We start from the raw sequence: 18,504 nt of genomic DNA on the forward strand, positions 1-18,504 counted from the left end.
GTCTCGCAGCAAGGTCCTGTGGAGCAGTTTGGAGTGCTCGCCACCCTGTCAAGGTGGAGGCCGCGGGTTCAAATCCCGTCAGGACCGCACAACATGCAACCGGCCCGTCCCCCCTCGCGGAGGCGGGCCGCTGTCATGCCCGCCCGGAGCCGCCGCGCCCGCGGCGCCAGCCGCAAAACAGGCCGCAGCAAATCCCGTCAGGACCGCACAACATGCAACCGGCCCGTCCCCCCTCACGGAGGCGGGCCGCTGTCACGCCCGCCCCCGAGCCGCCGCGCCCGCGGCGCCAGCCGCAAAACAGGCCGCAGCAAATCCCGTCAGGACCGCACAACATGCAACCGGCCCGTCCCCCCTCACGGAGGCGGGCCGCTGTCACGCCCGCCCCCGAGCACCTGCTCCGGCCCGCCCTCCTCATGGAGGCGGGCCGTTGTCACACCCGCCCGGAGCCGCCGCGCCGGTGCACGGAAGACGGCGTAAATCCCGCCAGGACCGCAGGACTTCACACGGCCCGTCACCGCTCCGCGGAACCGGGCATTCCCGTGTGTCACGGGCTCCTCCGGAGTGCTCGTGCGCCCCTTCCTGCCGCGGGAGTTCACTACCGCACCGCCCGCAAGATCCACAAGTACCGTGCATGTGACGGGAGTCACGTAAAGTAGATTCGGGATCGCGGAACCCGACACCCTCCGCAAGGCTGTCGATTTAATATGTGCAATGGCACCCCGTCCGGGACGTACACCCAAGGCACGAAAAAGGACCGCATCGGACCCGGCGGAGTCCGATGCGATCCTGTTCACGCTGTGATGCTGCTGAGGTGTTGCGTCCGGATCCGGCGGGATCCGGGTGGTACAGGCCGTTCGTGGTGGTGCGGGGTACTGCGGGTGGATCAGGTGGAGCCGGTGGAACGAAGCCTCAGGCCGTCCCTGATGGGGGCAGGCGTGCCGTGCGGCCAGGCGCCGTTAAGGGGGACGGCGCCCAAAAAAGCTGTCAGGCCTCGCTGCGCTGCTGCGGAATGCCCGCGAGCAGTGCACGGACCTCCGCTTCGCGGTAGCGGCGGTGGCCGCCCAGCGTGCGGATGGACGTGAGCTTGCCTGCCTTGGCCCAGCGCGTGACCGTCTTCGGGTCGACGCGGAACATGGTCGCGACCTCGGCAGGGGTTAGCAACGGCTCGGCATCAGGGGTGCGAGCGGTCATGAGCGGCCTCCTTGAGAGAACCGAACCAACGCGGTTCTTTCCTCTAAATTCTGCACCTTGACCCACGTTGCCCGAAATGGCAGACGCGGGCCGAGTCGGTAATAGGACGAACGGCTTGTCCTCGGCACTACAACTACACCATCCGTCCAGCCGCGTCGGCCAAACCGATGGATTTGCCCTCTCAGGTGTTCAAGCTCGACGGAAGCCGATGGACCGTGTCATAACGGACAGTCACGCGAGCGTGACGATCAGTCACAGTACGATCATCTGCAACATCCCCACCTTCGAGACGTGCCCGAGGCGGACCCGTTGTCCCATTTTGGCATGACACATGGTGATGCAGGCAAGACTCCGGGTACGTGCTCTCCGTCACCCTTGGGCCAAAGATCCGAAAACGCCCCCGCGGTCAGGCGCGGCGCCGGCCCGGCCTCAGCTGGAGAACTGGCGTTCGCGTACCGCGCGCCAGCGGTCGGACAGGCGTTCGTAGGCCACCCCCGCCGCGCCCGAGTCGCCGCCCCGCAGCGCGGCGAGGCCCTCGGCGACGTCGGCGGCCGAGCGGTCGTCCGCCAGCCGCTCGGGACCCATCACATGGACCAGCCCGCCGTAGTCGAGCTCCACCAGCGAGCGCGGGTGGAATTCCTCCAGCCAGCGGCCCACGTCGATCAGCCCGTCGATCAGCGGGCTGCCCTCGTCCAGCGCGTCCTTGAGCACCCGCAGCCCCCGCGCCACCCGCCGCCTGGCCTGCACCATGGGTGTGCGGTAGCGCAGCAGCGGCTCCTTGGACTCGCCCGCGCCCGCCGGCTCGTACTCCCGCTCGTCGTCGGCGACCAGGACGAACCAGCGCACCGGGACATGCCAGGTGGCGGTACGGATCCAGGGCCGCGCGTCGGGGTTGCGCTCGCGCCAGGAGTCGTGGTCGGCCGCGGCCTGCAGGCGTACGACAGGCGGCAGCATCGCATCGAGCACCGACTCGGGGACCAGCTCGCCGGCCCGCTCCAGGGCCAGCCAGCCGCGCAGCCGGGTGCGCCAGGGACAGACGTGGGTGACACCGCCGACCACGGCGACGAAGGCGTCGGCGCTCTCGTGCACCGGGACGGCGATCGGCGGGACCGGGACCAGGCCGGCCAGCGACTGCCGCAGCTCGTCCTGTGCGGTCCGCGCGGGACCCGCGGAGGCGTAGCGGTACCAATGGCTGCGTTCGGGCTCGGGAAAGGCCGCCAGCGGCTCGTAGACCCGCAAATACGCCGCGTAGGGGACCACTACCGGTGAACCGCCCACACCCGCTCCCTCGCGCCACCTGCCGTCGGCACGATCGTCCCACGCGGCCGGTCCCCCCGGACGTGATCCCGACCACTGGCCACGCCCGGGAACGAGCCGCCACCCAGGCGGGCCCGCAGGGCCTACGCTGTGGCCATCAACCCCTCCGCCACCCGTACGGGGGGCGCGACAACCCGCAGGACATGGGACCACTGGACTATGGGAGTCACCACCGTGACCGACGTACGACAGACCGAAAGTGTCGTCGCCAAACTGTTCCGATCGGAGCAGGGCGGACACGAGCAGGTCGTTCTCTGCCAGGACCGCACATCAGGCCTCAAGGCCGTGATCGCGCTCCACTCCACCGCCCTGGGCTCGGCCCTCGGCGGCACCCGATTCTTCCCGTACGCCTCGGACGACGCGGCCGTCGAGGACGCGCTGAACCTCGCCCGCGGCATGTCGTACAAGAACGCGCTGGCCGGGCTCGACCACGGCGGCGGCAAGGCCGTCATCATCGGCGACCCCGACACCGACAAGACCGAGCGGCTGCTCCTCGCCTACGGGCGCTTCGTCGCCTCGCTCGGCGGCCGCTACGTCACCGCGTGCGATGTCGGCACCTACGTCGCCGACATGGACGTCGTCGCCCGCGAGAACCGCTGGACCACCGGCCGCTCCCCGGAGAACGGCGGCGCCGGCGACTCCTCCGTGCTCACCGCCTTCGGTGTCTTCCAGGGCATGCGGGCCGCCGCCCAGGCCCAGTGGGGCGAGGCCTCGCTGCGGGGCCGCAGGGTCGGCGTCGCCGGCGTCGGCAAGGTCGGCAAGCACCTGGTGCGGCACCTGGTCGAGGACGGTGCCGAGGTCGTCGTCACGGACGTGCGGGCCGAGGCGGTCGAGGCGGTCATCGCGCGCCACCCGGAGGTCGGCGCGGTCAGCGACGCCGAGGTGCTGGTCCGCAGCCCGCTCGACGTCTACGCCCCCTGCGCGCTGGGCCACGCCCTGAACGACCCGACCGTCGCCGCGCTGACCGCGACCGTGGTGTGCGGCGCCGCGAACAACCAGCTGGCGCACCCCGGGGTCGAGAAGGACCTCGCCGACCGCGGCATCCTCTACGCGCCCGACTACGTCGTGAACGCGGGCGGTGTGATCCAGGTCGCGGACGAACTGCACGGTTTCGATTTCGACCGGGCCAAGGCCAAGGCGACCAAGATCTTCGACACGACTCTGGCCATTTTCGATCGCGCGAAGGCCGACGGTGTCCCGCCGGCGGTCGCCGCCGACCGGCTGGCCGAGCACCGGATGGCGGAGCGCACCCCCGCCGCGGAATGGCTGCGTCCTTGAGTGACGCACGTGACCGAACGCACGGCCCGATAGCAAGTTCGCGCTAGAAGAAGGTAAAATCGGGTCTGACCAGGCAGGACAGGGTCGTGAACGGCCTCTGATCCGACGCGCGTCGTGCGGGCGACGTACCGTGCGGCGTCGGAAGCAGGTACCGTTGAGGCCCTACGGACCGGTCTCTCTCCGGAGAGACCGCTCCTCATCATGAACGCGTGTCAAGACTCGGGGCCGTTGAGCCCCGCCGTTAAGGGGGTCGAGCCATGGGGCGCGGCCGGGCCAAGGCCAAGCAGACGAAGGTCGCCCGCCAGCTGAAGTACAACAGCGGCGGTACGGATCTCTCACGTCTGGCCGACGAGCTGGGCGCATCGCCGTCGAGGCCGGTTAATCCGGAGCCTGTCGAGGACGATGACGACGAGTTGGACGACGACGACCCGTACGCTCAGTACGCGGATCTGTACAACGACGACGACGATGACGAGGACGAGCAGTCGTCCGACTCCCCGTCCTCGTCGCAGCGCCGTCGCGCTTGACGCAGCGAGGACACCACACACGCTGACCCGGCCGGGGGCGATCAGCCCCGGACCGGGTTTCGTCGTGCCCCGATGCTGATCGCGCACTGCCGTCGCGGGCAGCCGGAGGGCAGGAATCCGGCCACCGCACCGGCCGGCGGTGCCACCGGTCCGGCCGGCGGCACCGTCCCCGCGACCTGATCAGCCCGCGTGGTCACCGACGAGCTCCACGGCGGCCGCGCCGCTTTCGCGTGCCGTGATCGAGCCGGCGACCCAGGCGCCCACGCCCCGGTCGGCCAGCGTGGCCAGGGCCACCTCCACGGACTCCTGCGGCACCACCGCGACCATGCCCACGCCCATGTTCAGCGTCTTCTCCAGCTCCAGCCGCTCCACCCGGCCGGCGCCGCCGACCAGGTCGAAGATCGGGGCCGGCGCCCAGGTCGACCGGTCGACCGTGGCGCGCAGGCCGTCGGGGACGACCCGGGCCAGGTTGTTGGCCAGGCCGCCGCCGGTGATGTGCGAGAAGGCGTGCACCTCGGTGGTACGGGTCAGGGCGAGGCAGTCGAGCGAGTAGATCCTGGTCGGCTCCAGCAGCTCCTCGCCGAGGGTCCTGCCCAGCTCCGGGACCTCCCGGTCCAGTGCCCAGCCGGCCCGCTCGAAGAACACGTGGCGCACCAGGCTGTAGCCGTTCGAGTGAAGTCCTGACGACTCGATCGCGATCACCGCGTCACCCGTACGGATGCGGTCGGCGCCCAGCAGCTGGTCGGCCTCGACCACGCCGGTGCCCGCACCTGCGACGTCGAACTCCTCGGCGCCCAGCAGCCCTGGGTGCTCGGCCGTCTCGCCGCCGACCAGCGCGCAGCCGGCCAGGACGCAGCCCTCGGCGATGCCCTTGACGATGGCCGCGACCCGTTCGGGGTGGACCTTGCCGACGCAGATGTAGTCGGTCATGAAAAGCGGCTCGGCCCCGCACACCACCAGGTCGTCCACGACCATGCCGACCAGGTCGTGGCCGATGGTGTCGTAGACCCCCATCCGGCGGGCGATGTCCACCTTGGTGCCGACGCCGTCCGTCGCGGAGGCCAGCAGCGGGCGCTCGTAGCGCTTGAGCGCCGAGGCGTCGAAGAGGCCCGCGAAGCCGCCGAGCCCGCCGACCACCTCGGGGCGGGTGGCCTTGCGCACCCACTCCTTCATCAGGGTGACGGCGCGGTCGCCCGCCTCGATGTCGACGCCCGCCGCCGCGTAGCTGGCACCGGTCGTTCCGTTTGTCTCAGACATTGCTGGCACTTTCGTGTCGGGTGAGAGGCCGGAAGGGGCGATCAGTCGTCGCGGTCACGGCCTGCGCAGGGCGTCGGCGGCGTCCGCGCCCCCGGCCAGCTCGACTTCCAGCAGCTGCTTGCCCAGCAGTTCCGGGTCGGGCAGGTCCATCGGGTACTCGCCGTCGAAGCAGGCGCGGCACAGGTTGGGCTTGGCGATGGTGGTCGCCTCGACCATGGCGTCGAGCGAGATGTAGGCGAGCGAGTCGGCGCCGAGCGAGGTGCCGATCTCCTCGACCGACATGCCGTTGGCGATCAGCTCGGCGCGGGTGGCGAAGTCGATGCCGAAGAAGCACGGCCACTTCACCGGCGGCGACGAGATCCGCACGTGCACCTCGGCGGCGCCCGCCTCGCGCAGCATCCGCACCAGGGCGCGCTGGGTGTTGCCGCGGACGATCGAGTCGTCGACGACCACCAGGCGCTTGCCGCGGATGACTTCCTTGAGCGGGTTGAGCTTGAGCCGGATGCCCAGCTGCCTGATGGTCTGCGACGGCTGGATGAAGGTCCTGCCGACGTAGCTGTTCTTGACCAGGCCGGAGCCGTAGGGGATCCCGCTGGCCTCGGCGTATCCGACGGCGGCCGGGGTGCCGGACTCCGGCGTCGGTATCACCAGGTCGGCGTCGACCGGCGCCTCCTTGGCGAGCCGGCGGCCCATCTCCACCCGGGAGAGGTAGACGTTGCGGCCCGCGATGTCGGTGTCGGGCCTGGCCAGGTAGACGTATTCGAACACGCAGCCCTTGGGCCGGGCCTCGGCGAAGCGGGAGGTACGCAGGCCCTGCTCGTCGATCGCGACCAGCTCGCCGGGCTCGATCTCCCGGACGAAGCTGGCACCGCAGATGTCGAGCGCGGCGCTCTCCGAGGCGACGACCCAGCCCCGTTCGAGCCGGCCCAGCACCAGCGGGCGGATGCCCTGCGGGTCGCGGGCCGCGTAGAGGGTGTGCTCGTCCATGTAGACGAGGCTGAAGGCGCCCTTGATCTTCGGCAGCACCTGGTGGGCGGCCTGCTCGACCGACAGCGGGGTGCCGTCGTCGGCGGTCTGCCCGGCGAGCAGGGCGGTGATCAGGTCGGTGTCGTTGGTCGCCGCGACCCGGGTGGTCCTGCCGGGGGTCTGCGGCATGTCGGCGACCATCCCGGCGAGCTCCGCCGTGTTGACCAGGTTGCCGTTGTGCCCGAGGGCGATGGAGCCGTGGGCGGTCGCACGGAAGGTGGGCTGCGCGTTCTCCCACACCGAGGCGCCGGTGGTCGAGTAGCGGGCGTGGCCGACGGCGATATGGCCGGTCAGCGAGCCGAGCGAGGTCTCGTCGAAGACCTGGGAGACCAGGCCCATGTCCTTGAAGACCAGAATCTGGGAGCCGTTGCTCACTGCGATGCCCGCGGACTCCTGTCCGCGGTGCTGCAGGGCGTACAGCCCGAAATAGGTGAGTTTGGCGACCTCTTCGCCCGGGGCCCAGACACCGAAGACGCCACACGCGTCCTGGGGGCCCTTCTCACCGGGGAGCAGGTCGTGGCTGAGTCGTCCGTCACCACGAGGCACGTCTACGAGTCTAGGGCAGGTTCGCCCGTCATCCGAACGAGGGACCCTCGCGATCAGCGCTTCTATGCGCGTAGCGCCTTGGGGGACACGGGGGTGTGACGTGCCCCCCAAGGCGCGGGTGCGCCGTCCGGTACGGGGGTTGCTCCGGGCCGGCGGGTCTGGATTTTACGGAGGCCAGCCTAGGGCCATCCCGGGGCCGGGGCCGGAAACCGACGGCCGGGTGGCCGGAAACGCACCCGGGTGCGACAGGGGCCTGGACGGCGGCCCGCGGCCGGGAGCCGGCGGGGCCGGGCGACCGGCGGCCGGGTCGCGGACATGGGAACGCCCGCCGGTACGGGGGTTCCGGCGGGCGCGTCTCCAGGACGGGGCCGACCGTCGGATTCGGCCTCCCGGCGGCCCCGCAGGTCTTCATCCTAGGAGAGCGGAAAGGGCGGGGCATATACCGGCTGGGATTACCGGCGCAATTACGCCACCCCCAAAAATGGGTATATCCGGGCATCACGGGCGGGAAATACCTGCCAGATGTGTCTCTCCATGACTTGCATGTCAGTCCCTGACTGGCAGGAAACACCCCTGCGAACGGCCGGCCCGACCGGGTCTCGCAGCCGCCGCACACCGCCCGCCGACACCCGGGCCCGCCGAAGGAGGCGGAGGACGCGAAGATGGTGATCTCCACCGCGGTGGGGGCGGCCCAGCAGCTCGCCGCCGAGGCGCCGACCGCGCTCCGGCCGGACCACCCCGACTACCTCAAGGCCACCGCGCCGCCCGATCCGAAGAGCCTGCGCAACCACGTGACCTCCGACCTCGACCAGCTCTTCCTGCTGCTGGCGGCGATCTGCCTGGTCATCGGGGCGGTGGGCATCGCCAACACCACGCTGGTCGCCGTCCTGGAGCGGACCGGCGAGATCGGCCTGCGCCGGGCGCTGGGCGCGCGGGGCCGCCATGTCACCCGTCAGTTCCTGGCCGAATCAGGGGTGCTGGGCGCCATGGGTGGTCTGATCGGGACCGCGCTCGGCGCGGCCACGGTGATCCTGGTCGCCGTCGCCCGGCAGTGGACCCCGGTGATGCACACCAGCACGGTCACCGCGGCCCCCTGGTCGGCCTGCTGACCGGGCTGGCGGCCGGGCTCTACCCGGCCTGGCGCGCGTCCAGGATCGAGCCGGCCGAAGCGCTGCGGCGCTGAGGTCCGGCGCGCGCCCGCGGATCCTGGCGGTGCGTCAGGATCCGCGGGACGCGGTGGCGGCGTTCAGACCGAGAGCAGGTCCTTGGCCGCCTTGACGTCGTCGCCGGGTATCGCCCCGGCGCTCTCCAGATGGCCGACCACCGCGGCGACCGCGAGTTCCAGCCTGCTGGCGACGCCCAAGTGCGCCATGAGCACGGCGACATGGGCTTTCACCGTGCGTTGGGTGATGAACAGTTCTTCGGCGATCTCGTCGTTGGAGTGACCGGATGCCAACCAGTGCAGGACTTCGCGCTGCCTTCCGGTCAACGACGGAATATGAAAAGCCGCCTCGCGAAATTTACCGAGGCTGGCCTGAAACAACTCCAGATCCCTGGACAAATCCCCCCCCGGGGTTTGCTGAGCTCACGGCTGGAACAAGCCAGCCCAACTCTTCTGCGTCCAACGATAACACCGGCCCGTTCGCCCCCGGGGGCACACATGTCCCCCCGGGGGCTCCCCGATCACCCGGTACGGCGTATTCCGTATTCGGTATTCCCTGTTCGGGGTTGTGATCCGGATACCGCCGAGGCGGTTGTCGTCAACGGTTGTTCGCGGACGCCTCGTGCCCGATGGCGACCTTCTCGGGATCGGCGGAAAGGCGCCCCGCGGCGGAGGCTTCCGCGGGCTTGGACCTCGCCAGCCACAGCCCGGTGGGCACGGCGGCGGCCAGGGTGATGGCGCCGGCCATGAGGAAGGCGCTGTCGAGCCCGGCCTCGAAGGAGGCGCCGCCGGATTGCCGGGTGCGGACGACGGCTCCGAGCACCGCCACACCGAGCACCGCGCCGATCTGCCGGGTGGTGCTGCTGATTCCTGACGCGAGGCCGCCCTCCTGCGGGCTGACCGCCTGGATGGCGGCTCCCGTCAGCGGGGACAGGGTCAGGGCGAAGCCGATGCCGACGACCGCCAGCCGCCACCACACGTTCCCGTAGCCGGTGTCGGCGTGGACCGTGCCGAGCGCCAGCAGTCCCAGCCCGGCCAGCGCCAGGCCGGTGGTGGCCACCACGCGGAAGCCGTACCGGGCGGCGAGCCGGCCCGCGTACGGGCTGACGACCACCATGGCGAGTGAGGTCGGCAGGGTCTGGAGTCCCGCGCGCAGAATCGAGCTGCCCTGGACGTACACGAAGAACTGGGAGAAGAAGAACGTCGAGCCCATGAGCGCGAACCCCACCACGACCATGGCGGTGTTGGACACGGTGAACAGCCGCTGCCGGAAGAGCCGCAGCGGCAGCATCGGGGCGGAGCGCCGCGCCTCGACGGCGACGAAGCCGGCGAGCAGGACCGCCGCGGCGGCGAAGCTGCCCAGGATCACCGGCGACGTCCAGCCGCGCGCGCCGCCCTCGATCAGCCCGTAGGTCAGCACCCCCACCCCCGGAACGGACAGCGCCGTCCCCGGGAGGTCGATCGCCGGGGCGTTCGGGTTGCGGGCCTCTTCGAGGCTGCGCAGGCCGACCAGCAGCAGGACCAGGCCGATGGGCAGATTGACCAGGAAGATGGCGGGCCAGCCGAAGGCATCCGTCAGCACACCGCCCGCCACCGGGCCCGCGGCCAGGCCGATTCCGCTGATTCCGGCCCACAATCCGATCGCCTTGACCCGCTCCTGCGGCACCGGGTGGGCGGCGGCGAGCAGGGCGAGCGAGGCAGGGCTGAGCGCCGCGGCCCCGATGCCCTGGAGCGCCCGGGCGGCGATGAGCCAGCCGACCGAGGGCGCGAGGCTGCACAGCCCGGACGCGGCGGTGAAGACCGCCACGCCGGTCAGGTACACCCGCTTGCGGCCGAACCGGTCGGCGAAGATGCCGCCGGACAGCAGCAGCATGGCGACCAGCAGCACGTACGCGTCGACGATCCACTGCAGGCCGGTCAAGTGGGTGTGCAGCCGGTTCTGCATGTCGGGCAGCGCCGCGCCGACGATCGTGTTGTCGAGCAGGACCATGAACTGGCCGAGGCAGGTCACCGTGAGCAGCACGGCCCGGTGCGATCGACCGCCTGCGGCCACATGCGATGCGGAGATGGGGATTCCTCTCGGTCGTGGATCGCGCCCGTCCGCCTCCGGCGCGGGTGGCGGATACCCATGGGCGCACTAAAGCAGTCGGCGACTGCGTTAGGAGACTGTAGGACCGGCCGCCCGCAAACGCAAGTGTCAGCTGCGTTAAGGTGGGGGCATGAACGAGCGACAGCCGGCCAGGCGGCCCGGCGGGCGCAGCGCCCGCATCGGCGCGGATGTGCACCAGGCCGTCACCGACCTGATCAGCGAGCGCGGCTACGGCAACTTCACCGTCGGCGAGGTCGCGGCCCGCGCGGGCGTGGCCGACAGCAGCATCTACCGACGCTGGGGCAGCCTGGAATCCCTGCTCGGCGACGTGGCGCTCACCCGGCTCAACGCGCGCTCGCCGATGCCCGACACCGGGAGCCTGGACGGCGACCTGCGCACCTACGCGGCCGCCGTGGCCCGTGAGATCACCGGCCCCGACGGTCTGGCCCTGGTGCGCCTGGCCGTCGCCCTGTCGGGCAACGGCCAGGCATCGCAGGCACGTGACGACCTCCGCGACGAACGCACCCGGCAGTTGCAGTCCATGCTCGACCGCTCCCGTGAACGCGGCGAGCCCGCACCCGACGCACTCGACGTGCTGGACCACATCCTGGCCCCGATGTACATCCGCGTCCTGTTCGGCTTGGGCCCGCTCACCCCGGACTACATCGACGGGCTGGTCGACCGCCTGCTGTGACCCCGCTCCCGCTCCCCCGGCGTGCGCGGGACCGGGCGGGCCGAGATCAGTTCCGTCAGCGCATGACCGGCAGATACGGGGCCAGGTCCGCGCGTTCCCCGCTCGCCGCGACCTTGGCGTCGTCCAGCGCCTCGGCCCAACCGGTACGCCCGGCGGCGAGCCTGATCCAGGTCAGCGGGTCGGTCTCCACGACGTTGGGCGGGGTGCCGCGGGTGTGCCGCGGGCCCTGCACGCACTGCACCGCCGCGTAGGGCGGCACCCGTACCTCCACCGAGTTGCCGGGCGCCTTCGCGGCGAGCCCGTCGGCCAGCACCCGCACCACCGCCGCCAGCGCCTGCCGGTCAAGCGGCACCTCGCGGCCCGTCGCCCTGGCCAGGTCGTCGGCGTGCACGACGAGTTCGACCAGCCGTGTCACCGTGAAGTCCGCCGCGCGCATGCCGCCGAAGGGTTCCGCGAGCAGCCGCCCGGGCCGCAGCGCCTCGGCCCGCAGCCCGTCGAGCCTGTCCACCGCGGCCTCGAACGCCGCCACCGGGTCCCCCATCGCTTTCTCGGCCGCCCGCGTCGTTTCGTCCAGCCGGGCGGCGATCGGTCCCGTGGCCTGCGTCCAGCCGTCGAGCCCGGTCAGCTGTCCCCCGGGCGCGGGTTCCGGCTCGGCCAGCAGTACCCCGAGCACGTCCACCTGCCGCACGATGTGCGCGACCAGGGTCCGCACGTCCCAGCCGGGCAGCCCCGACGGCTCCGCGTAGGCCCCGGCCGGCAACTCCCGCACGGCGTCGCGCACATGGCCGGCCTGCGCGATCAACGCGCCCCAGGTGCGGTCGGGGTCGTAGGTGCGGACGCGGCGGCGGGCGGCAGGCGGCATGCGCCGAGCCTAAGGCGTACCCGTGGGTCCCCGGCGGACCGGCGGGCGGCAGCAGACGTGGTGAGAAGCGGTGCATCGCACGGCGGTGGGGGCACCCCGGGGCGGAGTCCGGGGGAGTGCCGTGGCGGTCGTCGCACACCCGCCGGGGACCGCGGCAGCCCCTGCGGGCCGGTGCGCCGGACAGCCGTCAGGGCCTGTCCGGCGGAGGCGGGCCCAGGCCCCCCGGCCGCGCTCGGGCCTCAGCCCTGGCGGGGGCGCTCGAAGGTGAGGAGCAGGCCCTCGACGGCGCCGGGGCCTATCCGGCCCTTCACATCGGCGGCGGTGATGGACTTGAGCGCCCAGCCGTCGGACGCGTGCTTGTTGAGGGTCTTCTCCAGCTTGTCGCCGTCGAGCGCGTCGCCGATCAGCGATTCACGGAAGGAGACGACCTTGTACTCGTACATGCTCTGGTCCTCGCTCGGGTGGTGGGTTCTGCTTCTGGTCGTACGCCCGGACAGCCAACCACGAACGGGCGTACGGCGTCAGGCAGCCCCGGCGGCGAGTGCGGGGCCCGGGCGGCCGAGCGGGATGTCGCGCATGCCGCGCAGCGGGGAGAAGAAGAGCCACAGGCCGGCGCAGCAGCCGCCGGCCACGGCGATCCACAGGGTCGTACGCACGCCGAGCGCGGTCGCCAGCGCTCCCCCGGCCAGGCCTCCGAGCGGCAGGGTGCCCCAGTTGATCCAGCGGGCGGCCGCGCTGACCCTGCCGAGCAGTTCCGGCGGACAGGTCGCCTGCCGGTAACTGGTCAGCGAGATGCCGGTGACGGTCGAGGCGAAGGTCCAGGAGATCCAGCCGGCGCCGAACAGCAGCACCGCCCAGCCGTGCCCGGCCAGCGGGATCAGCAGCCCCGGCAGCGACAGCACGGTCATCGCGACCCAGCTGATCCGCGCGGAACCCACACGCCGGGCAAGCGACTTCGCCGCGACCCCGCCGGCGACACCGCCGACCGCCCCCAGCGCGAGGAGCAGCCCGACGAGGCCGGGGCGCAGGTGGAGCGTGCGGATGAGGAAGACCGGGCCCAGCGTCTCCACCATGATCACGAAGAAGTTGGCGGTGCCGTTGAAGGCCACCCCGTTGCGCAGGATCGGGTCCCGCACCACATGCGCGAGGCCCGCGCCGATCTGCGCCCGCAGGGTGGGCCCCGCCTGCGCCTTGGGGCGTAGCGGCTCCCGGGTGCGGATCGCGGCGAGCGAGGCGGCCGACACCGCGAAGGACAGCGCGTCCGCGGTCATCGCCGTGGCGGCCCCGACCAGCGTGACCAGGCCCGCGCCCGCCCCCGGCCCGGCGATCTGGGCGGCCGACTGCGAGGCGGCGAGCTTGCCGTTGCCGTCCATCAGCTGCTCGCGGGCGAGCAGGGCCGGCAGATAGCTCTGGTAGGCGACCGAGAAGAACACCGACAGCACCCCGGAGACGAGCGCGACCGCGTAGAGCTGCCCGAGGGTCAGCGCCCCCGCAGCCTGCGCCACCGGCACCGAGCCGACCACCGCCAGCAGCCCGAGGCTGCACCCGATCATCAGCGGCCGCTTGGCCACCCGGTCCACGACGGCCCCCGCGGGCAGCGCCACCAGCAGATACGCGCTCGTGCTCGCGGCCGACAGCAGGCCGACCTGGAAGGCGCTCGCGTGCAGCACGACGACGGCGACCAGCGGGAGGGCGAGCACGGAGATCTGCGACCCGACCTCGCTGACGGTCTGGCCGCCCCACAGCAGCAGGAAGTCCCGCTGCCTGCGCAGCGGGCGGTACTGCTGATCATCGACGGCCACCGTCCCGATACTCGCACCGGGCCCCGGCTCTGTCCACGGGATCGGGCCCCCGCCGGTGGCTCTGGACTTCCTCAACTCCCCCGCGTTGCACGGGTACCGGACGCCCGGCCCGGCTACCGTCGGCCACGGGACGCCGGGTGCGAACACCCGGCGGAAGGGGGAGGCACCATGAGGTCCACGCGACACCGACGGGGCACGGGACGCATCGGGGCGGTGCTGTGCGCCGTGGCCCCGCTGATCGCACTGGCGGCCTGCTCCGGTTCGCCGCACGCACCGGCGGCGCCCACGGGCAAGCCCGCGGTCCACCGCTCCGCCGGGCCCACCGTGCGGCCGATCGGCGACGCGGACCTGCTCGCCTCGGCGCTCGTCGACGAGTGGACCCCCGCGGGCTACAGCACCTCCCCCGTGCTGTCCGGCGCGGAATGGGCGTCGGAACCCGCGACCGGCATCGACGACGACACCCTGCCCGGCCGGCACGTGCTGCAGGTCGCGTGCTCCGGCAAGGGCGGGATCACCGTCCGGATGACGGATGACTCACCCGGCAGGAGGGTCGTCTGCGGCGGCAAGGCCGCGGGCTTCCCCTTCAGCGGGCAGGTGCACGCGGTCCTCACCGGCGAGGCCGCGAACACCGGCCGCTATGCCTGGCGCGTCCTGCGCGCCCTCTGAGGGCAGGGACTCACCCTCCAGGGGCCAACCGCCCTCGATGTGCAGCCGGATGAGCGCGGCGTGGGAGAGCGGGGTCGAAAGGTCGGTGACGTCGCCGTTGGTCGTGTAGTCGAGCAGCACCACGTCGCCCATCCCGCGCAGCCGTTCGACCAGGTCGGCGGTGCGGTGCTCCAGCACCCACCGGTAGGCCGGAAGGTAGATCGCGCGCCGGGCCGCCTCGTAGGACAGCAGGCGGTCGCCGTAGGGACCCGCGCGGTGGCCAAGGGCGGGCCCGTACCGCCGCACCGTCCGCTTGAGCCCCTTCATCGAGGTGATCCCGAGCCTCGCGAGGTCGACGCCGGTGTGCTCGAAGACCTTCAGCCCCTGCCAGATGCCCTCCACCGACTGGCTGGTCAGGTCCTCGCAGAAGGGCACCGGGATGCCGCCGTGCGGATGGAACGGGCTCAGCCGCACCCACGGCTCGGGACCCTTGGAGGTCACGTCGACGATCTCCGCGCCGGGAAAGGCGGCGGCCAGCGACGCGGCGGACCGGCGGCGGCTGGAAACGCGGATCGGCATCGGACTGCTCCCCCACTCGATGACGTGTGAGTCCAGCGTCCCTGACACCACTGACAACGGGCCCCGTCCCCGCCCCGCGGCGATGTGACCGGCGTCATACCCGCGGCTGTCACGCAGGGCCGGCCTCGCCCGTCCTGCTCCCGTCACCAGCACCACGAGCGGAACGAACGGGAACGAGGAGTCATCATGCGAGTAGTCGTCGCCGGCGCGACCGGTGTCGTCGGGCGGCAGGCGGTGCCGCTGCTGGCCGCCGCAGGACACGAGGTGGTCGCGCTGTCCCGCAGGCCGGGCCCCCAGCGGGCGGCGGGCGTACGGACCGTCACCGTCGACGCGCTGGACCGTGAGGCGCTGGCCGCGGCGGTACGCGAGGCGGCGCCGGACGCCGTCGTGCACCTGCTCACGGCCATCCCCGCGACGGTCGACCCGCGGAAGGTGGCGCGGGACTTCGCGCTGACCAACCGCCTGCGTACGGAGGCCGCCAGGACGCTGGCCGAGGCGGCGAAGGACGCCGGCGGCGCCCGCTTCCTTGCGCAGGGCCTGGCCTATGCCTACGACCCGGCCCCCGGCGCCGCCGACGAGGACGCGCCCTTCTGGCGGCGCCCGCCCAAGCCGTGGGCGGCGTCACTCGAGGCGCTGGAGACCCTGGAGCGGATCACCGCGCAGGCCGACGGCCTGGTGCTGCGCTTCGGGCACCTCTACGGGCCCGGCACCGCCTTCGGGCGCGACGGTTCCGGCATCGGGCAGATCAGGGCCCGCAGGATGCCCGTCGTCGGGGACGGCAGCGGCGCCTTCTCCTTCACCCACACCAGGGACGCGGCGACGGCGGTGGTCGCCGCCCTCGCGCACCCGGAGGTGACCGGCGCCCTCAACATCGTGGACGACGAGCCCGCGCTGCTGCGCGACTGGCTGCCGGGCGTCGCCGCGCTGCTCGGCGCGCCGGCCCCGCGGAAGGTGCCCACCGTGATGGCCCGCCTCGCCGCGGGCGCGTGGGGCGTCGCCTACATGACCAGGCTGCGCGCCGCCGACAACAGCCGGGCCAAGCGCGCGCTGGACTGGGCGCCGCGCCACCCGAGCTGGCGCGAGGGCTTCGCGGCGGAGCTGGGCGGCCGCCCCGCCTAGCGCGCGGCGGCCGCACCGGCCTCACTGCCTGCCCAGCGCCATCCACTTGTCCGGCTCCGCGATGGGCTCGAAGCCGACCTTCGCGTAGACCGCGTGGGCGTCCGCCGTGGCCAGCAGGACGCGGCGCAGCCCGTACGGGGCCAGGTGGTCGCGGATCGCCGCGGCCAGCCCGGTCCCTATGCCCCGGCCACGGGCCTCGGGGGCGACGTACACATCGCAGAGCCAGCCGAAGGTGACCCGGTCGGTGACGACCCTGGCGTAGGCGAGCTGGGCGCCGGAAGCGGTGTCGTAGACGCCGAAGTTGAGGGAGCCCGCGATGGCGCGGTCCTGGGTCTCCCGCGGCCGCCCCAGCGCCCAGTACGCGTCCTGCGACAGCCACTTGTGGATCAGCGCGGCGTCGAGCCGCGCGGGGTCGGTGGACATCTCGCAGCCGTCCGGCATTCCTTCGCTCATTCCCGCAGCCAACCAGCCCGCCGCCCCCTCCGGCCAGCGAATATCCGTCCCCGGCGGGCGCGTCCGTCCGGCCCGGCGGCGCCCGTGCGCGCGACCGGCGCGAGGGGACCGCGAGCCCGCGGCGGCCCGTGCGGCGCCCGCGCTCCGCCCGGTCGTCACGGCGCCCGGACGCCGGAGGTACCCGCCGCCGTCCATGACCCCCGGGTCAGCCGGCCGGCCCCGCGGCGGGCGACCCGTAGCGGGCCACGTAGTGCCAGACGCGCTTGAGGGACTGCGGGTCGTGGCGGCCGGTGCGGGCGGCGGCGCCGAGGACGCGGGGGTCGAGCCGGCCGTCGACGGCCAGCTCGGCGCCGAGCTCCACGAACTCCCGGCCGCGGTAGCCGGGGTGGCGGCGCAGTTCCTCGACGGTGAGCGAGAAGCCCGGGTGCCATTCCACCGGGCACGGCAGCCGGCGGGCCGCGGCCTCCACCGGGGTGCCGCGGTGGCTGGGGTCGAGGACCAGCGCCTCCACGTCGCGGGCGAGCAGGACCGGGCCGTGCACCTGCGCCTCGATGTAGTCGTCGAGGCTGTCCTCGGTGCCGCCGAGCGCCAGGGCGATCAGCGGCATGGCCGCCGCGACCCCGAAGTCCGCGGGTTCGCAGAAGCTGTCGGGATAGCAGAAGGTGACCCGCGGCAGGGTCCTGGCCGTCAGCCGGAAGTGCGCGGAGCCGAAGCGCGGAGCCCCGCCGGTCGGCTGCCCGCGGAAGTTCAGCGCGCCGTAGACCGGGCGGTCGGGCGCGGGCGCGTCGTCGTAGGCGGCGCCGAAGATCCGGCTCTCCCAGCGCCACCGGTCGCCGCCGGGATCCGCCGTCAGGCCCCCGTTGCCGATGCCGGTGACGAACTGCGAGCGGTAGACGCCCTCCTCGGCCAGCCGGGCCAGGACCGGCGTGCCGCAGCGCGCCGGCAGGTCCGGGTGGAAGTTCAGCGTCACCCGCAGCCCCGGGTCCAGCGGGCCGCCGTGCGACAGTGAGGCGACATGGCGTATCGCCCGCTCGTGTGCGGGTGTCAGGAGCCCGGCCTCGACGTCCATCGCCGCAGTCTGCCCGCGCAACGGGCACCGTGGCCAACGGATTCGGGCCGGCAGGCAGCGGAGGCGCACTCATGACGGCAGGACCGGGCGGCGAGCGGCTCGCCGGGGGGATGGCCAACGCCGGCGCGGTCTTCCGGCGGGGCGGTGTGGTGGACCGGCCCGCGCCGGCGAACGCGGCCGGCGTGCACGCGTATCTGGCCGACCTGCGCGAGCGCGGCTTCGACGGGGCGCCCCTCGGGGTCGCGCTCGGAACAGACGGCCGGGAGCAACTGACGTACGTCGAGGGCGAGGTGGCGCTGCCGCCCTTCCCCGGCTGGGTGATGACGGACGACGCGCTGCGCTCGGTGGGACAGCTGCTGCGCCGGCTGCACGACGCGGCCGCGGGCCTGCGGTTCGACCCTGGGGCGGGCTGGGACCGGGTGCTGGCCGACCCGGCGGGCGGGCCCGTGCTGTGCCACAACGACGTGTGCCCGGAGAACGTCGTCTTCCGCGACGGCAGGGCCGTCGCGCTGATCGACTTCGACCTCGCCGCCCCCGGCCGCCCGCTGTGGGACGTGGCGATGGCGGCCCGCTACTGGGTGCCGATGCTCGACCCGGAATCGGCCGCGGGAAAGTATCCGGCCGTCCTCGACCAGCCGGCGCGGCTGCGGCTGCTGGCCGACGCCTACGGCCTGACGCCTGCCGAACGCGCGGACCTGCCCGCGCTGATCGAGCAGGCCACCGCGGCCGGCCGGGCGTTCGTGGAGCGCCGCGTCGCGGACGGCGACCCCGGCTACGTCGAGGCGACCGCCCGCCAGGGCGGCTGGGCGCGCTGGGACCGGATGCAGTCCTGGCTGGCCGCCCACCGGGACACGTACGCGGCGGCACTGCTCGGCTGAGCGGTGCCGC

General features: G+C 72.8%; 17 protein-coding genes, 1 tRNA gene and 1 pseudogene. 7 read left to right on the top strand and 12 right to left on the bottom strand.

Annotation, left to right across the window (positions count from 1 at the left end):
- The first annotated feature begins 12 nt into the window (after nucleotides 1-12).
- Nucleotides 13-87 (top strand) — tRNA-Asp (locus tag ACGFMP_RS00360).
- Between the two features lie 897 nt (nucleotides 88-984).
- On the opposite strand, the gene bldC is transcribed toward ACGFMP_RS00360, so the two are convergent.
- Together bldC and ACGFMP_RS00370 are read right to left on the bottom strand one after the other, a co-directional pair.
- On the bottom strand, nucleotides 985-1,191 hold the full coding sequence (gene bldC / locus ACGFMP_RS00365) for a developmental transcriptional regulator BldC (RefSeq protein ID WP_003949541.1): 207 nt from the start codon (nucleotides 1,189-1,191) through the stop codon (nucleotides 985-987).
- Between the two features lie 429 nt (nucleotides 1,192-1,620).
- Nucleotides 1,621-2,469: a hypothetical protein gene (locus ACGFMP_RS00370; RefSeq protein ID WP_393669369.1), complete on the bottom strand. Its 849-nt coding sequence runs from the start codon at nucleotides 2,467-2,469 to the stop codon at nucleotides 1,621-1,623.
- Nucleotides 2,470-2,667: 198 nt separating this feature from the next.
- Here ACGFMP_RS00370 and ACGFMP_RS00375 point away from each other — a divergent pair, with 198 nt between their 5' ends.
- A complete protein-coding gene (locus ACGFMP_RS00375; protein ID WP_393669370.1) occupies nucleotides 2,668-3,786 on the top strand; it encodes a Leu/Phe/Val dehydrogenase in 1,119 nt (372 codons plus the stop codon).
- A gap of 257 nt (nucleotides 3,787-4,043) precedes the next feature.
- On the top strand, nucleotides 4,044-4,313 hold the full coding sequence (locus tag ACGFMP_RS00380; protein WP_393669371.1) for a DUF3073 domain-containing protein: 270 nt from the start codon (nucleotides 4,044-4,046) through the stop codon (nucleotides 4,311-4,313).
- A 180-nt stretch (nucleotides 4,314-4,493) separates the two neighbouring features.
- Here ACGFMP_RS00380 and purM read toward each other — a convergent pair whose 3' ends face one another.
- Both purM and purF read right to left on the bottom strand, forming a co-directional pair.
- On the bottom strand, nucleotides 4,494-5,570 hold the full coding sequence (gene purM, locus ACGFMP_RS00385; protein WP_393669372.1) for a phosphoribosylformylglycinamidine cyclo-ligase: 1,077 nt from the start codon (nucleotides 5,568-5,570) through the stop codon (nucleotides 4,494-4,496).
- 54 nt (nucleotides 5,571-5,624) lie between these two features.
- On the bottom strand, nucleotides 5,625-7,142 hold the full coding sequence (purF, locus tag ACGFMP_RS00390) for an amidophosphoribosyltransferase (protein ID WP_393669373.1): 1,518 nt from the start codon (nucleotides 7,140-7,142) through the stop codon (nucleotides 5,625-5,627).
- A 605-nt stretch (nucleotides 7,143-7,747) separates the two neighbouring features.
- Between purF and ACGFMP_RS00395 the strand changes: the two are divergent.
- Nucleotides 7,748-8,325 (top strand): annotated as a pseudogene (locus ACGFMP_RS00395) (ABC transporter permease); the annotation flags it as partial.
- A 63-nt stretch (nucleotides 8,326-8,388) separates the two neighbouring features.
- Here the strand turns inward: ACGFMP_RS00395 and ACGFMP_RS00400 are convergent.
- A complete protein-coding gene (locus ACGFMP_RS00400) occupies nucleotides 8,389-8,631 on the bottom strand; it encodes a helix-turn-helix transcriptional regulator (RefSeq protein ID WP_393669374.1) in 243 nt (80 codons plus the stop codon).
- Between the two features lie 271 nt (nucleotides 8,632-8,902).
- Nucleotides 8,903-10,372, bottom strand: a complete 1,470-nt coding sequence (locus tag ACGFMP_RS00405) for an MFS transporter (RefSeq protein WP_393670274.1) — start codon at nucleotides 10,370-10,372, stop codon at nucleotides 8,903-8,905.
- A gap of 151 nt (nucleotides 10,373-10,523) precedes the next feature.
- Between ACGFMP_RS00405 and ACGFMP_RS00410 the strand changes: the two genes are divergently transcribed.
- Nucleotides 10,524-11,087 (top strand): TetR/AcrR family transcriptional regulator, encoded by a 564-nt coding sequence (locus ACGFMP_RS00410; protein ID WP_393669375.1) that lies wholly within the window; start codon nucleotides 10,524-10,526, stop codon nucleotides 11,085-11,087.
- A gap of 55 nt (nucleotides 11,088-11,142) precedes the next feature.
- On the opposite strand, the gene ACGFMP_RS00415 is transcribed toward ACGFMP_RS00410, so the two are convergent.
- From ACGFMP_RS00415 to ACGFMP_RS00430, 4 genes are all read right to left on the bottom strand, one after another.
- Complete coding sequence (locus ACGFMP_RS00415; protein WP_393669376.1) at nucleotides 11,143-11,949, bottom strand: sterol carrier family protein; 807 nt, start codon at nucleotides 11,947-11,949, stop codon at nucleotides 11,143-11,145.
- Nucleotides 11,950-12,188: 239 nt separating this feature from the next.
- Complete coding sequence (locus ACGFMP_RS00420; protein WP_259437194.1) at nucleotides 12,189-12,392, bottom strand: DUF4177 domain-containing protein; 204 nt, start codon at nucleotides 12,390-12,392, stop codon at nucleotides 12,189-12,191.
- A 78-nt stretch (nucleotides 12,393-12,470) separates the two neighbouring features.
- Entirely contained in the window at nucleotides 12,471-13,751 is a 1,281-nt protein-coding gene (locus ACGFMP_RS00425) for an MFS transporter (protein ID WP_393669377.1), read from the bottom strand.
- Nucleotides 13,752-14,285: 534 nt separating this feature from the next.
- The gene (locus tag ACGFMP_RS00430) at nucleotides 14,286-14,975 is read right to left on the bottom strand and encodes a DUF6939 family protein (protein ID WP_393669378.1); all 690 of its coding nucleotides are present in this window, start codon (nucleotides 14,973-14,975) and stop codon (nucleotides 14,286-14,288) included.
- Nucleotides 14,976-15,161: 186 nt separating this feature from the next.
- Here ACGFMP_RS00430 and ACGFMP_RS00435 point away from each other — a divergent pair, with 186 nt between their 5' ends.
- Nucleotides 15,162-16,094 carry an NAD-dependent epimerase/dehydratase family protein gene (locus tag ACGFMP_RS00435; protein ID WP_393669379.1) on the top strand — a complete coding sequence of 311 codons (933 nt, stop codon included), beginning with the start codon at nucleotides 15,162-15,164 and terminating at the stop codon, nucleotides 16,092-16,094.
- A gap of 21 nt (nucleotides 16,095-16,115) precedes the next feature.
- Here the strand turns inward: ACGFMP_RS00435 and ACGFMP_RS00440 are convergent, their stop codons facing one another.
- Both ACGFMP_RS00440 and ACGFMP_RS00445 read right to left on the bottom strand, forming a co-directional pair.
- Nucleotides 16,116-16,547 carry a GNAT family N-acetyltransferase gene (locus ACGFMP_RS00440; RefSeq protein WP_393669380.1) on the bottom strand — a complete coding sequence of 144 codons (432 nt, stop codon included), beginning with the start codon at nucleotides 16,545-16,547 and terminating at the stop codon, nucleotides 16,116-16,118.
- A 205-nt stretch (nucleotides 16,548-16,752) separates the two neighbouring features.
- Complete coding sequence (locus ACGFMP_RS00445) at nucleotides 16,753-17,616, bottom strand: DUF3626 domain-containing protein (protein ID WP_393669381.1); 864 nt, start codon at nucleotides 17,614-17,616, stop codon at nucleotides 16,753-16,755.
- Nucleotides 17,617-17,687: 71 nt separating this feature from the next.
- Between ACGFMP_RS00445 and ACGFMP_RS00450 the strand changes: the two genes are divergently transcribed.
- Nucleotides 17,688-18,494: a phosphotransferase enzyme family protein gene (locus tag ACGFMP_RS00450; RefSeq protein WP_393669382.1), complete on the top strand. Its 807-nt coding sequence runs from the start codon at nucleotides 17,688-17,690 to the stop codon at nucleotides 18,492-18,494.
- The last annotated feature ends 10 nt before the right edge of the window (nucleotides 18,495-18,504 follow it).

This window comes from Streptomyces sp. NPDC049040 (assembly GCF_043197715.1).
Classification (GTDB): Bacteria; Actinomycetota; Actinomycetes; order Streptomycetales; family Streptomycetaceae; genus Actinacidiphila.